This window comes from Nocardioides lijunqiniae (assembly GCF_015024225.1).
GTDB classification, from domain to species: domain Bacteria; phylum Actinomycetota; class Actinomycetes; order Propionibacteriales; family Nocardioidaceae; genus Nocardioides; species Nocardioides lijunqiniae.
The window spans coordinates 17,811-33,297 of the sequence record NZ_JACJGM010000030.1; the positions used below are offsets into that span (position 1 = coordinate 17,811).

14 protein-coding genes are annotated in these 15,487 nt (G+C 74.4%); 7 read left to right on the plus strand and 7 right to left on the minus strand.

Annotated elements, in window-relative coordinates:
* Window positions 1-65: 65 nt before the first annotated feature.
* Window positions 66-1,211, minus strand: coding sequence for a CNNM domain-containing protein (locus IRQ30_RS17245; protein ID WP_193614210.1), 1,146 nt, complete (start codon window positions 1,209-1,211; stop codon window positions 66-68).
* Complete coding sequence (locus IRQ30_RS17250) at window positions 1,208-2,557, minus strand: CNNM domain-containing protein (protein ID WP_193608188.1); 1,350 nt, start codon at window positions 2,555-2,557, stop codon at window positions 1,208-1,210. The genes IRQ30_RS17245 and IRQ30_RS17250 overlap by 4 nt, the downstream gene beginning before the upstream one ends.
* A gap of 239 nt (window positions 2,558-2,796) precedes the next feature.
* On the opposite strand from IRQ30_RS17250, the gene IRQ30_RS17255 reads away from it, so the two are divergent.
* The 3 genes from IRQ30_RS17255 to IRQ30_RS24270 are packed head-to-tail and all read left to right on the plus strand — an operon-like array spanning window position 2,797 to window position 6,692.
* Window positions 2,797-4,368 (plus strand): DUF1800 domain-containing protein, encoded by a 1,572-nt coding sequence (locus tag IRQ30_RS17255; RefSeq protein WP_193614211.1) that lies wholly within the window; start codon window positions 2,797-2,799, stop codon window positions 4,366-4,368.
* A 7-nt stretch (window positions 4,369-4,375) separates the two neighbouring features.
* Entirely contained in the window at window positions 4,376-5,626 is a 1,251-nt protein-coding gene (locus IRQ30_RS17260; protein WP_193614212.1) for a DUF1501 domain-containing protein, read from the plus strand.
* A 10-nt stretch (window positions 5,627-5,636) separates the two neighbouring features.
* Window positions 5,637-6,692 (plus strand): dihydrodipicolinate reductase, encoded by a 1,056-nt coding sequence (locus IRQ30_RS24270; protein ID WP_193614213.1) that lies wholly within the window; start codon window positions 5,637-5,639, stop codon window positions 6,690-6,692.
* A 3-nt stretch (window positions 6,693-6,695) separates the two neighbouring features.
* Here the strand turns inward: IRQ30_RS24270 and IRQ30_RS17270 are convergent, their stop codons facing one another.
* On the minus strand, window positions 6,696-7,190 hold the full coding sequence (locus IRQ30_RS17270) for a GAF domain-containing protein (RefSeq protein ID WP_193614214.1): 495 nt from the start codon (window positions 7,188-7,190) through the stop codon (window positions 6,696-6,698).
* 70 nt (window positions 7,191-7,260) lie between these two features.
* On the opposite strand from IRQ30_RS17270, the gene IRQ30_RS17275 reads away from it, so the two are divergent.
* Window positions 7,261-7,638 carry a nuclear transport factor 2 family protein gene (locus IRQ30_RS17275; RefSeq protein WP_193614215.1) on the plus strand — a complete coding sequence of 126 codons (378 nt, stop codon included), beginning with the start codon at window positions 7,261-7,263 and terminating at the stop codon, window positions 7,636-7,638.
* The gene (locus tag IRQ30_RS17280) at window positions 7,635-8,339 is read left to right on the plus strand and encodes a hypothetical protein (protein ID WP_193614216.1); all 705 of its coding nucleotides are present in this window, start codon (window positions 7,635-7,637) and stop codon (window positions 8,337-8,339) included. Before IRQ30_RS17275 ends, IRQ30_RS17280 begins: the two co-directional genes overlap by 4 nt.
* Here IRQ30_RS17280 and IRQ30_RS17285 read toward each other — a convergent pair.
* The 4 genes from IRQ30_RS17285 to pcaDC form a co-directional block, all read right to left on the minus strand.
* Window positions 8,336-8,602: a hypothetical protein gene (locus tag IRQ30_RS17285; RefSeq protein WP_193614265.1), complete on the minus strand. Its 267-nt coding sequence runs from the start codon at window positions 8,600-8,602 to the stop codon at window positions 8,336-8,338. The two genes, IRQ30_RS17280 and IRQ30_RS17285, sit on opposite strands and share 4 nt — an antisense overlap.
* Before the next feature lie 47 nt (window positions 8,603-8,649).
* A complete protein-coding gene (locus tag IRQ30_RS17290) occupies window positions 8,650-9,831 on the minus strand; it encodes an acetyl-CoA C-acyltransferase (RefSeq protein WP_193614217.1) in 1,182 nt (393 codons plus the stop codon).
* A gap of 63 nt (window positions 9,832-9,894) precedes the next feature.
* Window positions 9,895-10,713 carry an IclR family transcriptional regulator domain-containing protein gene (locus IRQ30_RS17295; protein ID WP_193614218.1) on the minus strand — a complete coding sequence of 273 codons (819 nt, stop codon included), beginning with the start codon at window positions 10,711-10,713 and terminating at the stop codon, window positions 9,895-9,897.
* Window positions 10,714-10,737: 24 nt separating this feature from the next.
* On the minus strand, window positions 10,738-11,940 hold the full coding sequence (gene pcaDC, locus IRQ30_RS17300) for a bifunctional 3-oxoadipate enol-lactonase/4-carboxymuconolactone decarboxylase PcaDC (protein WP_193614219.1): 1,203 nt from the start codon (window positions 11,938-11,940) through the stop codon (window positions 10,738-10,740).
* A gap of 274 nt (window positions 11,941-12,214) precedes the next feature.
* Here pcaDC and IRQ30_RS17305 point away from each other — a divergent pair, with 274 nt between their 5' ends.
* Both IRQ30_RS17305 and IRQ30_RS17310 read left to right on the plus strand, forming a co-directional pair.
* Window positions 12,215-15,085, plus strand: coding sequence for a response regulator (locus tag IRQ30_RS17305; RefSeq protein ID WP_193614220.1), 2,871 nt, complete (start codon window positions 12,215-12,217; stop codon window positions 15,083-15,085).
* A gap of 170 nt (window positions 15,086-15,255) precedes the next feature.
* Window positions 15,256-15,486 (plus strand): hypothetical protein, encoded by a 231-nt coding sequence (locus IRQ30_RS17310; protein ID WP_193614258.1) that lies wholly within the window; start codon window positions 15,256-15,258, stop codon window positions 15,484-15,486.
* Window position 15,487: the final 1 nt, after the last annotated feature.

The window sequence follows — 15,487 nt, forward strand, 5'->3', positions numbered from 1 at the left end:
TTGAGGTGCTGCTCCGAGCCTGTGGACGACACTTTAGCGGCCGGGAGGCCCCGAGTCGGGGAGGGTCAGGCGTCGTCCCCGCGAGCCGCCTCGAGGACCCCCGCGCGGGGCGCGTCGGTCCCGGTGTCGGTCCCGGTGTCGGCCCCAGCGTCGTGGGGCGCGTCGTGGGGCGCGTCGTGGTGGGCGGCGTCGCGGATCTCGCCGACCAGCTCCTCGATCACGTCCTCCAGCGTCGCGAGCCCCAGCGTCGTGCCGTCGGCGTCGACGACGCGGGCCATGTGGGCCCCGCGGCGCTGCAGCGTCTCCAGCGCCTCCTGGAGCTGGTCGTCGGCGGTGACCGGCGCGAACGGTCGGATCCACTTGTCCTGGATCGGCTGCTCGCGACGCTCCTCGTCGGGCTCGAGCACGTCCTTGATGTGGAGGTAGCCGACGAGCTCGCCGGAGGCGTCGGCCACCGGGAAGCGGCTGAAGCCCGTGGTGGCGCACAAGGCCTCGACGTCGGCCGGGCTGGAGCCGCGCAGCACCGTGGTGAGCGTGTCGGACGCCAGCACGACCGTGGCGACGGTCTTCTCGGTGAAGCCCAGCGCGCCCGAGAGCCGGTCGTACTCCTCGTCGGCGAGCAGTCCCTCCCCGCGGGACTCCTCGACCAGCGCGGCCACCTCCTCGCGCGTGAACGTCGAGGTCACCTCGTCGCGCGGCTCGACGTGGATCAGCCGCAGCGCCGTGTTGGCGATCCAATTGAGCCCGACGATGAGCGGGCGCAGGACGGTCACGATGCCGACGAGCGGCGGTCCGAGGACGAGCGCGGCCCGGTCGGGACCGGCCAGCGCGATGTTCTTCGGGACCATCTCGCCGAGCACGACGTGCAGGAAGACCACGATCAGCAGCGCGATGACGAACGCCACCGGGTGGAGGAAGTCGTCGGGCACGCCGACGGCGTGGAAGAGCGGCTCCAACAGGTGGGCCACGGCGGGCTCGCCGATGGCACCGAGCCCCAGCGAGCAGATCGTGATGCCGAGCTGGGCGCCGGCCATCATCAGGGAGACGTTCTCCATGGCGCGCAGGGTGGTGCGGGCCATGCGCGACCCGGCCTGCGCGCGCGGCTCGATCTGGGTGCGGCGGGCCGAGATGATCGCGAACTCGGCGCCGACGAAGAAGGCGTTGAGCACGAGCAGCAGGACGGCGACCAGCAGGGCCGCGGTGTCGCTCACGACTCCTCCCCCTCTCCCTCGAGCAGGCGCAGGCCGACGCGGTCGATGCGCAGCCCGTCCATGTGCTCCACGGTCAGGATGGCGAGCTGCTCGCGCGGCTCGTCGGGGTCGCTCAGGTCGGGCACCGGCACCTCGGCGATGTCGCCGGTCTCGGGCACCCGGCCCACCACCTTGAGCACCAGTCCGGCGATCGTGTCGTAGTCCTCGTCCTCGGGCAGGGCGATCGACGTCAGGTCCTCGACCTCGTCGGGGCGCAGGAGCCCCGACAGCGACCAGCTGCCGTCGCGACGCTGGCGCGCGCGGGCGCCGAGGCGGTCGTGCTCGTCGGCGATGTCGCCGACGATCTCCTCGACGACGTCCTCGAGGGTCACGATGCCGGCGTGGCCGCCGTACTCGTCGAGCACCACGGCCATCTGGAAGCCGTCCTCGCGCAGCAGCGCCAGCAGCGGGTCGAGGCGCAGCGAGTCGGGCACGACGATCGGCTTGGCCATGAGGTGCTTGACCTTGGTGGTCGAGCGCTCGTGCAGCGGCAGCGCGACGGCGTTCTTGACGTGCACCGTGCCGACCACGACGTCCTCGTGGTCGAGCACCGGGAAGCGGCTGTGCCCGGTCTGACGGGTCAGCTCGATCACGGCGCTGGCGCGGTCGTTGGCCTCGAGCGAGCGGGTGCGCACCCGCGGGGTCATGATCTCGCCGGCGCTGCGGGTGCCGAAGGACACCGAGCGCTCCATCAGCTCGGCGGTGTCGGCGTCGAGGGTGCCGATGTCGGCGGAGCGCTGGATCAGCGAGGCCAGCTCGGTGGAGCTGCGCGCCGAGCGCAGCTCCTCCTGCGGCTCCATGCCCAGGCGGCGCACGACGGCGTTGGCCGAGCCGTTGAGGAACTTGATCGGGTAGTGGTTGACCGCGGTCCACCACCGCATCGGCAGCTGCGTGGCCCGGGCGGTGGCCAGGGGCAGCGCGATGGCGAGGTTCTTGGGGACCAGCTCGCCGAAGATCATGGTCAGCACGGTGCCGACGACCAGGCCGATGCCGATCGCGAGCGGACGCACCACGCCCTCGGGGATCCCGAGCGCGGCGAGCGGGTCGTCGATCAGCTCGGCGATGGCCGGCTCCGCGAGGAAGCCGACGCCGAGGTTGGTCACGGTGATGCCGACCTGCGCGCCCGAGAGCTGCGTCGAGAGCGACCGCAGCCCGGCGAGCAGGCCTTGCGCGGAGGCGTCGCCCTCGGCGGCGAGGCGCTCGACCTGGCCGCGGTCGACGGTGACGAACGCGAACTCGGCCGCCACGAAGATGCCGCACATCGCGATCAGCAGCAGCGCCGCGAGGAGCAGGAGGAGGGGGGTCACGGGCGCTCTCCTCGGGGGGAGAGCGGGCTACTTTGAGAGCCGTCCATGGCGGGTGCTGGCGGTCCTTACGGGTCGGGTGCCGGTGAGCCGACAATCCTAGACGCACGGGCCGACGGGACCGCGATCGGCGGCCGAGGGTCCCTGCCGGAGACTCGTGCGTCTCTCCGGCCCCACGGACCCCGCGGACGTCGTACCCTGGGGCGTCCCGATCCTCGGTCAGGGAACCCCACGGAGCCACGATGAGCACCTCTCCCCCCACGCCCACGCGGCGCGCACTCCTCGGCGGAGCCGGCGCGGCCGGGCTCGCGGGCGTGGCCGGCGTGACCGGTGCCGCCCCGGCGCACGCCGGCCCCTGGACGCCGGCGCGCTACCGCGGGGCGCGGCTGCTCTCCCCCGCCGACCGCCACCTGGTCGGCCGGTTCTCCTACGGCGTCACGCCGGCGCTCACCGCGACCGTCCACCGCCAGCGCGGCGGCGCGCGGTGGTTCGAGCGGCAGCTCGCGCCCGAGCGCATCGCCGACGGGTCGGCCGGGCTGCGCACGTGGTGGTCGGGCCTCAACCGGCCGGCACAGGAGCTGTGGACCCGGCAGGTCGACGACGTCGAGGGCGGCTGGGAGGTGATGGCCGACTACCAGCGCTACGTCCTGCTGCGCCGGATGCACAGCTCGCGGCAGGTGCTGGAGGTGATGACGGAGTTCTGGGAGAACCACCTGCACGTCCCGGTCAACGGCGACGCGCAGTTCACGCACCGGGTCTCCTACGGCGACACCGTGCGCCGCCACGCGCTCGGCACCTTCGAGCAGCTGCTCCACGAGAGCATCACCCACCCCGCGATGCTCGTCTACCTCAACCAGGCCGTGTCGACGAAGCGCCGACCCAACGAGAACCTCGGCCGCGAGCTGCTCGAACTGCACACCGTCGGCCGCGGCGCCTTCACCGAGGACGACGTGAAGGCCTCCGCGCGCATCCTCACGGGGTGGATGGTCGACCTGTGGCGCACCTGGGCGCCGTCGTACCGACCCGAGAACCACTGGACCGGGCCGGTGCGGGTGCTGGGGTTCAGCGACCCCAACGCCGCCGCCGACGGGCGCGAGCTCACGCGCCGCTACCTGCGCTACCTCGCCCACCACCCGGCCACCGCCCAGCGGATCGCCCGCAAGCTGGCCACCAAGTTCGTGCGCGACGACCCGCCCCAGGCGCTCGTCGACCACCTCGCCCGCGTCTACCTCGCGAACGGCACCGCCATCAAGCCGGTCCTGCGAGCGCTGGTGGCCCACCCGACGTTCCGCGCGTCAGCGGGGCTCAAGGTCAAGGACCCCGGCGAGGACGTCGTGTCCACCTACCGAGCCCTGCGCGTGGCCGTCGCCCGGCCGACCGGCGCCAGGGCCGAGCAGTACGCCGCCAACGCCATGCTCTGGCAGGCCTCCGCCCTGGGCGCGCTGCCGCTCGCCTGGCCCCGCCCCGACGGGCAGCCGGCCGACAACGACTCCTGGTCCTCACCCGCCCGGATGATCGCGTCGCTGGAGCTGCACTACACGCTGAGCGGCGGGTGGTGGCCCAAGACGGGCGCGACCTACCGGCGCCCGGCGCAGTGGCTGCCGCGCCGGCGGGTCCGCTTCGACTTCCTGGTCGACCACCTCGCCCAGCAGCTGCTCGGGCGACGCTCCGACGCGCTGCTGCTCAAGGCGTGCTGCGAGGCCGTCGGCCTGTCGCGCCGCGAGGTCATCACCGCGCGGCACGGGCTGGTCCGGTGGAACATGCCGCGGCTGCTGACCACGCTGCTCGACTCCCCCCACCACCTCACGAAGTGACGGCCCGATGACCCTGCCCACCGAGACCGACTGCTGCGACGAGTTCCGCGCGATCTCGCGGCGTGGGCTGCTCACCGGCGCCGTCGCGCTGGCCGGCGCCACGACCGCCGTCGGGTCGGCGGTCGTGACCGCCGCACCCGCCTCCGCCGCCTCCGCGTCCTCCGTGCTGGTGGTGCTCTCCCTGCGCGGGGCCGCCGACGGCCTGTCGCTGGTCGTGCCGCACGGCGACCCGGTCTACTACCAGGCCCGCCCGCGGCTCGCGATCCCGAAGGGCCAGCTGCTCGCGCCCGACGCGATGTTCGGCCTGCACCCCAAGCTGGCCCCGCTCCTGCCGCTGTGGACCTCCGGACGCCTCTCCGCCGTGCACGCCACCGGGCTGCCCGCGCCCAACCGCTCGCACTTCGCCGCGATGGAGGAGGTCGAGGACGCCGACCCCGGCTCGGCCAAGCGGCGCGGCTGGCTCAACCGGCTGGTCGGCGCCCGACCCGGGTCCTCGCCGCTGCAGGGCTTCAGCGTCGGCACCGGCGTCGTGCCGGGGTCGCTGTTCGGCAGCGAGCCGGTGATGTCGGCGGAGTCCGTCCAGGACATGACCATCCCCGGCGACGACAAGTGGGTCGTGCGCGACGGGCGCAAGCGCTCGCTGCACACGATGTGGGACGGCAACCGCACGCCTCTCGGCACGGCCATGCGCTCGACGTTCGGCGCGCTCGGCGCCTTCCAGCCGGTCCTGCGGGCGGCCGACCACAGCGCGTCGTACCCGTCGAGCGACCTCGGCAGGGCACTCGCCTCGGTCGCGCGGATCATCCGCGGCGACGTCGGGGTCGAGGTGCTCACCGTCGACCAGGGCGACTGGGACATGCACAGCGACCTCGGCACGCTCGACTGGGGCCGGATGATCAGGAACACCGACGACCTCGCCCGCTCCATGGCGGCGTTCCTGGCCGACCTCGGCACCCAGGCCGGCAAGGTCACGCTGGTGGTGCTCAGCGAGTTCGGGCGGCGCACCGTGGAGAACGACAACTACGGCCTGGACCACGGCTACGGCAACGTGATGCTCGTGGCCGGCGCCGGGGTCAAGGGCGGCAAGGTCTACGGCACCTGGCCGGGCCTCACCCTCGCCGACGACGCCGACCTGCGCGTCACCACCGACTACCGCAGCGTGCTCTCCGAGGTCGTCTCGGCCCGCTTCCGCGCCTCGACCGCTACGGTCTTCCCGGGCTTCACCCCGTCGCCCGTCGGTCTCATGTCCTCGACCTAGGAGCTCCGCCGTGGCCGTACGCGTCGTCCAGTGGGCCACCGGCGGCGTCGGCCGCGCCGCGATCGAGGGCGTGCTGCGCCACCCGGAGCTCGAGCTCGTCGGCTGCTACGTGCACTCCGAGGACAAGCACGGCGTCGACGTCGGCACGATCATCGGCGCGGAGCCGCTGGGGGTGGCGGCCACCACGGACGTCGACGAGATCCTCGCGCTGGACGCCGACTGCGTCATCTACACCCCGCTCGTGGGCGTCGCCGACGAGGTGACGGCGCTGCTGCGCTCGGGCAAGAACGTCGTGACGCCGGTGGGGTGGATCTACCCCGGCGAGCGGCAGCGGGCGGTCCTCGAGGAGGCGTGCCGGGCCGGCGGCGTCAGCGTGCACGGGACCGGGGTCAACCCCGGCGGCGTGCCCGACCTGCACCCGCTGATGTTCTCGTCGCTGTCGTCGGCGGTGACCTACGTGCGCGGCGAGGAGTACTCCGACATCCGCACCTACAACGCGCCCGACGTCGTGCGTCACGTCATGTGCTTCGGCGGCACCCCCGAGGAGGCGCGCTCCGGGCCGATGCTCGAGCTGCTCTCGGCGGGCTTCGTGCGCTCGGTGCGGATGTGCCTCGACGTGCTCGGCTTCTCCCCCGACGCCGAGGTGCGCTCCACCCTCGACCTCGCGGTCGCGACCGCGCCCATCGACTCACCGATCGGCGTGATCGAGCCCGGGCGGGTGGCCGGCCAGCGCTTCGTGTGGGAGGCGGTCGTGCGCGACCAGGTGGTGGTGCGGGTGGCGGTCAACTGGCTCATGGGCGAGGAGCACCTCGACCCGGCCTGGGACTTCGGCCCGGAGGGAGAGCGCTTCGAGGTCGAGGTGAAGGGCGATCCCGACACCTTCGTGACGATCAAGGGCTGGCAGCCCGACACCGTGGCGGAGGGCCTCGTGCGCAACCCGGGGATCGTCGTCACCGCGATGCACTGCGTCAACTCGGTCCCCTACGTCGTCGCCGCACCGCCCGGCGTCCGCACCTACGTCGACCTGCCGCTCGTCGCCGGGCGCGCGCACCCCGACCTGGCGTAGGCGTCAGCGCGGCTGGTACGCCGCCGCGCGGATCCGCTGGAAGTTGCGGCCACCCCGGCGGAAGGTGTGGGCCACGGCGGCCGGGAGCCGGTGCTCGTCCCAGGGGTCGGGGTCCCAGGCGCACGGGCGCACGTGCACCAGATCGAGCGCCGCGGCGGCCCCGCTGTCGTCGTAGGACCAGGGGCCGGTGAGCCAGCCGCGGTGGAACGGGCCGCCGGGGGTGCGGGTCCACACCTGCGCGCCGTCGGGCACGGCGGCGAAGCGCTCGAGCCGGCGGGCGACCCGGTCGCCGTGCAGCTCCTCGGTCGCGGCCAGGGCCTCGGCCAGGCTCCGGGGCCGGTCGTGGAGCAGGCCGCCGACGCCGCACAGCCCCCGGGACAGCGCCCGCTCGACCGCCGCGTCGTGGTCGACGTCGTCGCGCCGTGAGCGCAGCGGCGCGCGGTACACACCGGGCACATCACGGGGCACATCACGGGGCACATCACGGGGCACGTCCATGGCGCCGACCCTAGGGCGCGCGGGCCGCGACGCGCGTCGGCCACGAACTAGAACCTGTTATAAAAGACCCGTGGTCGCCTCCAACGAAGACATCCGCTCGACGGTCCGCCAGTACCTCGACCTGGTCGCCACCGGCACCGCGGTGGAGATCGTGGCGCTGTTCGCCGAGGACGCGACCCTCGAGGACCCGGTCGGCAGCGACGTGCTCCGCGGGACCGAGGCGCTGCGCGGCTTCTACGCCGGCCTCGAGGGCCTGACGATCACCACGAGCCTGGTCACGCTGCGCGCGTGCGCCGGCCAGGCGGCGTTCCACTTCGAGATCGTCACCGAGGCCGGCGGGATGGAGTACCGGATGGCGCCCCTGGAGGTCATGACCTTCGACGACGCTGGCAAGATCCTCAGCATGCGCGCCTTCTGGTCCGACGAGGACCTCGTCGTCGAGACGTGAGCTCCCACGACGTACGACCCCTCACCCAGGACGACCTCGACTGGGCGGTCGAGCGCACCCGGGTGCGCCGGGAGCGGCTCGCGCCGCACGCCCCGCGCTTCTGGCGACCGGCCGCCGACGCGGTCGACCGGCACCGCGCCTTCCTCTCGCACCTCATCGACGACTCCGCCACGCTGAGCCTGCGCAGCGAGCACGGCTACCTCGTGGCGATGCACCCCGGCGCCTACCTGCTGGTCGATGACATGGTCGTCGAGCCCGCGGAGCACTGGGCCACCGAGGGCGTCGCGCTGCTGAGCCGGGCCACCGAGCTGTCGCCGGTGCGGTTCGTGGTGCCGGCGTGGGAGACCGAGCGTCTCGACGCCGCGCTCGACCTCGGCCTGGAGGCGGCGGAGATCTGGTGGCACCGCGACCTGGAGCCGGGCACGGGACTCAACGTGGTCTCCGAGGAGCACCGCCTCAGCGTCGAGGGCGCCGAGGCACAGCTGGTGCCCTCGCCCCCGGTCTACGACCCGGGCGGGCCGGTGCTGCTGGTGACGTCGCTGGAGTCCGTGGACGGCCTGCGCACGGCCGAGCAGTCGGCGGCCCGTCGCGGCGCGCGCGTCTCGGTGGTCACGCAGAGGCCCGCCGACCAGGCGCTGGCCGAGCTGCTCACGGCGGCCGGCTACACGCTGACGACGTACTTCTTCGCGACTCCCGGCTAGGAGTCCTGCTCCGACCGCCCCGACTGCCCCGACTGCTCAGCCTCGGCGGCCGCCGCGGCCTGGTGGCCCGGGGTGGCCTCCGGCTCGTCGGGGGTCTGCACCGAGTCGTGACGGGTCTCCTCGGGCGCGTTGGTGCGCTCGTCGGACTCGGCGAGGATCGCCTCGGCCTGCGCGTGCGGGTCGTCGCTTCCGGCGTCCAGCTCCTCGGGGAGCAGCTCGGCGCGGGTGTCGATGCGGGACTCGTCGGCGGCGGACTCACTCATGGGGCGAACCTACTCCCCGGGCCGCCGGCCGGTGCCGGGGCCCGGAGTCACGACTGGTTCTCCAGGACGACCGCGAGGGCCTGCCCGACCCCGATGCAGATGGCCGCGACGCCCCAGCGGTCGCCGGACTCGCGCAGGCGGTGGGCGAGGGTGCCGAGGATCCGCCCGCCCGAGGCGCCGAGCGGGTGGCCGATCGCGATCGCGCCGCCCTTGGCGTTGACCAGGGCGGGGTCGACCTTCCAGGCGTCGACGCACGCCAGCGACTGCACGGCGAAGGCCTCGTTGAGCTCGACGGCCGCGACGTCGTCCCAGGTGATGCCGGCGCGCGCGAGCGCCTTGTCGGCGGCCTCGACCGGCGCGAACCCGAACAGCTGCGGGTCGAGGGCGTGGGCGCCGCGTCCGGCGATGCGGGCCAGAGGGTCGCGGCCGATGGCGCCCGCGGCCGCCTCGGAGCCGATGAGCAGGGCCGAGGCGCCGTCGTTGAGCGGGGAGGCGTTCCCGGCGGTGATGGTGCCGTCGGGGCGGAACGACGGCTTGAGGCCGGCCAGCCTGCCGGCGCTGGAGCCGGGCCGGATGCCCTCGTCGCGGACGAGGTCGACGCCGGGCACGGGCACGACGAGGTCGTCGTAGAAGCCGGACGCCCAGGCCTCGTCGGCCAGCCGGTGCGACAGCGCGGCGAACTCGTCCTGGCGCTCCCGCCCGATGCCGAACCGGTCGGCGAGCTGCTCGTTGGCCTCGCCGAGCGAGACGGTCCACTCGGCGGGCATCCGCTCGTTGACCAGGCGCCAGCCCAGGGTGGTGGAGACGGCCGTGACGTTGCCGGCGGGGTAGGCCCGCGAGGGCTTCGGCAGCACCCACGGGGCGCGGGTCATCGACTCGACGCCGCCGGCCACGACCACCTCGGCGTCGCCCGACTCGACCTGGCGCGAGGCGGCCATCGCGGCGTCCAGGGAGGAGCCGCACAGGCGGTTGACGGTGCTCGCCGGGACCGAGGTCGGCAGACCGGCCAGCAGCACCGCCATCCGGCCGACGTTGCGGTTGTCCTCCCCCGCCCCGTTGGCGTTGCCCCACACGACCTCCTCGATCGCGGCGGGGTCGAGGCCCGGCGCCTTGGTGAGCACGCCGCTCAGCGCCACCGCCGCGAGGTCGTCGGGACGGACCTCGGCCAGCGCGCCGCCGAAGCGACCGAACGGAGTGCGGGCGGCGGCGTAGAGGTAGGACGAGGTCACGGTGCTCCTGCTGCTGAGAGGGAGATGTTCGGTGGGCGAACGGGTGTCCGCGTCACGAACATCCTAGGTCGCGTCGTCGCTGCGCGCCGTCAGCCCGCCGGGCGCGTCCGGGGCCGCATGGGCGAGGTCCGCGGAGACGGCCCGGGCGGCGTCGACGACATGGCCGACGTACGCCTCGGGGAGACCGCCGGGACCACGGCTCGAGGTGGAGATGTTGATGGCCGCGACGACGGCCCCGGAGGAGTCGCGCACAGGCGCGGCGACCGAGCAGAGACCGGCCTCGAGCTCCTGGTCCACCACGGCCCAGCCGCGCTCGCGCACGCGGGCCAGCTCGGCGCGCAGCGCGGCGGGCTCGCGCAGGGTGTGCTCGGTGATCGCCACGAGGGGCGTGGCGGCGAGGTGGTCGTCGAGGGCGTCCGGGGGGAGGTCGGCGAGGAGCACCCGCCCCATGGAGGTGGCGTACGCCGGGAAGCGGGTGCCCACGCTGATGCCCACCGTCATGATCCGGCGGGTCGCCACGCGAGCGACGTAGACGATGTCGGAGCCGTCGAGCACCGCGCCCGAGCTGGACTCCCCCACCAGCGCCGTGAGCCGCTCGAGGTGGGGCTGCACGAGCTGGGGCAGGCCGAGCCCGGAGAGGTAGGCCGTCCCGAGCCGCAGCACCTGCGGGGTGAGCGTGAAGCGGGCGCCGTCGAGGCGGACGTAGCCGAGCTCGCGCAGGGTGTGGAGGAAGCGCCGCGCCGTCGCGCGGCTGAGACCGGTGCGGCCCGCGACGTCGCTCAGGGTCATGGACGTGTGCTCGGCGTCGAACGAGGTGATCACCTCGAGCCCCCGGGCCAGCGACTGCACGAACATCTCCCCGGGAGGCGGCCGCTCGGTCATGGGCGTGAGCCTAGGGCGCCGGGGTCAGCAGGCGGGGCCGTCCTCGTCGAGGACGCGCTGGACGACGCGGGAGGCGCGGGCGGCGTCGGGGAGGCCGCAGTAGACGGCGGTCTGGAGGAGCAGCTCGTGGAGCTCCTCGACGGTCACGCCGTTCCCGAGGGCGGCGCGCACGTGCTCGGCCAGCTCCTCGTGGTGGCCGCGGGCGACCAGGGCCGTGAGCGTCACCAGGGAGCGGCTGCGCCGGTCGAGGCCGGGTCGGCTCCACACGGCGCCCCACTCGTACTCGGTGGCCAGCGCCTCCAGGTCGCGGGTGAGGTCGGTGGTCGCGGCCTCCGCGCGGTCGACGTGAGCGTCGCCCATCACCTCCCGGCGCAGCGCCGCACCGGCCTCGTACCGCTCCCCCGGCGCGGACGACGCCGGCGGCGCCTCGCCCAGGGCGTGCTGGCGGATCAGCCGGGCGACCTGCTCCGGGGCCTCGGCCGGGGCCAGGTGGGCGACGTCGTCGAGCACCACCAGCCGCCCCTCCCGTACGCCGCCGGCGACCGCCTCCAGCAGCGCGGCCGGCGTCGCGTGGTCGGCCGCGCCGGCGACCGCCAGCACGGGGACGGCGATCTCGCCCAGCCGCGCCCGGACGTCGAATCCGGCGACCGCGGCGCACACGTGGCGGTAGGCGTCGTCGACGGTGTCGGCGAGGGCCTTCACCAGCGGCGCCACGACGTCGGGGCGGCGCTCGGCGAAGCCCGGCGCGAACCACCGGTCCGGCGAGCCCGCGACGAGCACCTGGGTGCCCGACATGGCCACCTGCGTCATCCGCCCCTCCCACATGGCCCGCTGGCCCAGGGTCGCGCCGGTGGCCAGCAGCACCGCGTCGCGAACCCGCCCCGGGGCGTCCAGCAGCAGCTGCAGCCCGACCGCGCCGCCGACCGAGGTGCCGGCGTAGGAGAACGCGCCGCCGACCTCGTCGCGCTGCAGCAGGACCTCGTCGACCACGGACAGCACGCCCGCGGCGAGCTCGGCCACGTCGAACGGCTCCTCGGGCAGCGAGCGGTTGTGCCCGTGGCCCGGCAGGTCCCAGGCGAGGACGTCGAAGACGTCGGTGAGCCCGCGCGCCGCCTCCGTCCACAGCGCGCTCGCCGACGTCCCGAGCGCCGGGCCGAGCACCAGCAGCGGCAGGTCGGCGCGGTGCTGGGCGCCGCTCATGCGGACGGCGGTGACGGCGGGGATCATCGGAGGCCTCCAGAGCGGGTGCGGACGTCGTCGACCAGCGTGCCCGGCCGGACGAGGACGACGCCAGCCGGGGCACCCGCCGACCCCGTGGCGCACGCCACGAGGCACCACTCCTCGCGGGTGAGCACGTTCGGCGCCCCGACCTGCGACGATGGGTCTGCGCGGTGCCGGGACCACGCTCCACCCCGCCCGCTGCACGACCCGAGAGGTGCGCTTGAAGCACGTACGGCCGACCGCTCGACCAGCACGCCCCGCCCTCCTGGCGGGTGCTGCGGTGCTCCTGGCCGTCCACGCCGTGGTGCCCACGGGGCCGGTCGGCGACGCGACCTACCTGCTCGCGGTCCTCGCAGCCGCCGTGGTCGCCGGCGTGGCGTTCCTCCGCGCGCCGAGCGGCGCGCGCCTTGTCCCCGGTCTGATCGCGGCCGGCCTGACGTCGTCGGGCCTCGGGGAGGTCGCCTGGTACGCCTACTACTGGCAGGGCCTCGAGCCGGACGTCTCCCTCGCGGACGTGCCGTACTTCCTCAGCTACGTCGCGCTCGGCGCGGCGATGTTCGTGGTGACCCTCGTGCGCACGCAGGCGGGACGGCGGCGCATCGACGCCGACGCCGTCCTCGACACCCTCAGCATCCTCACCGTCAGCGTCCTGATCTTCTGGAGCACCTCGATCTCGAGCCTGGTCGCCGACCAGAGCATCTCGCCGTTCGAGACCGCCGTGCTCGGGGCCTACCCGGTCGCCGACGCGATCCTGCTCGCGCTGGTGGTGCGCGCGCTGGCGACCCCCCGCACCCGCGCGGCCATCGGCCGCACCTTCGCGGCCGGCGCGCTGTGCTGGCTCGGCTCGGACCTCGGCTACCTGCTCCTGACCCTCACCACCCCGGTCTCCACGGTCCTCGACCTCGGCTGGATGCTCGGCGGGCTGCTCATGGCCGCCGGCGCCTGGCGCGGCGCCGCGGCCCCGGCGGCCGGCCGGGACGAGGACGCCGACACCGGCCGCACCGAGGCCTGGCACCTCGCCATCGCCATCCTGCCCCTGGCCGTGCCGCCCCTGCTGGAGCTCCAGAGCGACCTGCGCGGCGGCGACCTCACGCCGTACCTGTCGGTGATCGGCATGGCCGCCCTGCTGGTGCTCGCCTTCGCCCGCACCGCGCGGCTGCTCGCCTCGGAGCGACGCGCCCGGGCGGTCGTGCGGCGCAGCCGCCGCCACTACGAGCGGCTGGCGGAGAACAGCTCCGACGCCGTCATCGTCATCGGCACGGACGGCACGATCCTGCGCAGCTCGCCCCACCTGCCCCGCCTGCTCGGCCTCCCCCGGATCGCCCCGGACCTCGACTGGACCAGCTACCTCCTGCCGGCTGACACCGAGACCCTCACCGAGCTCTTCCTCGCCTCGCTGGAGCAGCCGGGCGAGCCGCTGACCTCCGAGGCCCGCGTCGACCGCGACGCCGAAGGGACCCGCTGGCTCGAGGTCCGCCTCGTCAACCTCGTGGACGACCCGGACGTCGGCGGCGTGGTGGTCGCGCTGTCCGACATCAGCCCCCGCAAGGCCGTGGAGGCGGAGCTGGAGAGCTCGCGCGACGCCGCCCTGGAGGGATCGCGCGCCAAGTCGGCGTTCCTGGCCACGATGAGCCACGAGATCCGCACCCCGATGAACGGCGTCATCGGCCTGACCGGCCTCCTGCTCACCACCGAGCTGGACGCGCGCCAGCGCCAGTACGCCGAGGGCGTGCGCGGCGCCGGCGAGGCGCTGCTCTCGCTCATCAACGACATCCTCGACTTCTCCAAGGTCGAGGCCGGCAAGCTCCAGCTCGAGACCCTGGACTTCCACCTCGTCCAGGTCGTCGAGGAGGCCGCCGAGCTCGTCGGCGAGAGCGCCGCCGCCAAGTCGCTCGAGCTCCTGGCCTACTGCTCCCCCGAGCTGCCGCCCCACCTGCGCGGCGACCCCGCCCGGATCCGGCAGGTGCTGCTCAACCTCGCCGCCAACGCCATCAAGTTCACCGCCGACGGCGAGGTCGTCGTACGCGCGCAGCTGGAGGACACCACGTCCGAGGGGGTCGTGGTCCGCTTCGAGGTCAGCGACACCGGGGTGGGCATCGCGCCGGATGACCAGGAGCGGCTCTTCGACCCCTTCTCCCAGGCCGACTCCTCCACGACGCGCAAGTACGGCGGCACCGGCCTCGGCCTGGCCATCTGCCGTCAGCTCGTCACCGCGATGGGCGGCTCGCTGGGCGTGCGCAGCCGGCTCGGCGAGGGCAGCACCTTCTGGTTCACGCTCCCGCTGGAGCGGGCCCACGACCCCGCACTGCGCGCCCCGGCCCGCCCCGGCGGCCTGTCGGGGGTGCGGGTGCTCGTCGTCGACGACAACCAGACCAACCGGCTGATCCTCGAGGACCAGCTCGGCGCCTGGGGCATGCGCCCCGACTGCGTCGCGGACGGCGAGACCGCCCTGGCCCGCCTCGCCGACGCGGAGCGCACCGGTGCGCCGTACGAGCTGTGCGTGCTGGACCTGTGCATGCCGGACATGGACGGGCTGGAGGTGGCCCGGCGGATCCACGCGGAGGCGTCGGTGCGCCCCGGCCTGGTCCTCCTGACCTCCGGCGGCGACCTGAGCACCGCGGACGTCACCGCCGCCGGCATCGACGGGATGCTGTCCAAGCCGGTGCAGCTCGCACGCCTGGCGGCGGCGCTGGAGGAGGCGATGGCGGCCACGCACGCGCCGGAGCCGCCGGCGGAGCCCGCCGCGCCCACGACCGACGCCCGCCCCGAGGGCCGCGGGCACGTCCTGGTCGTCGAGGACGGGTTCACCAACCAGCTCGTCGCCGTGGGCATCCTCGAGCACCTGGGCTACACCACCGAGGTGGCCGACAACGGGCTGGAGGCCCTGGCCGCGATGGAGCGGAGATCCTTCGACGCCGTGCTCATGGACTGCCAGATGCCGGAGATGGACGGCTACGAGGCCACCGCCGAGATCCGCCGCCGCGAGGGCGACGACCGGCACACGCCGGTCATCGCGATGACGGCGAGCGCGACCGCCGGTGACCGCGAGCGGTGCCTGCGTGCCGGCATGGACGACTACGTCGCCAAGCCGGTGCACCCCGACGAGGTCGTCGTCGCCCTCGATCGCTGGGTGGCGGCCCCCTCCGGCTGACCGCCTGCCGCCAGGCCCCGGCGGCGGAGCCGGAGCGTGAGGACGGCGGCGCCCGGGTACCGCCGCGTACGCCGTGGCCTCCCCGCCCTTGCCGGGGCGGGGTCGCCCCAGCAGACTGCACGAGGGCCGTCCCTCCGGGACGGTCAGCCACTTCGGACACAGGAGGACGCATGACGACCACCCCGGAAGAGCCGCTCGGCGACGACGACATGACCACCGTCCCGGCGGGCGACCCGACGCCGCCCGCGGGCGACGCGGACGGGACCGACGGCGGCGACGCCGACGGGACCGACGGCGACGCCACGGACAGCACCGACGGCGACACGACGGACTCCGACGGCAGCGACACCGACGCCACGGACGGCGACGCCACCGACACCACGGACGGCGACGCGTCCTGAC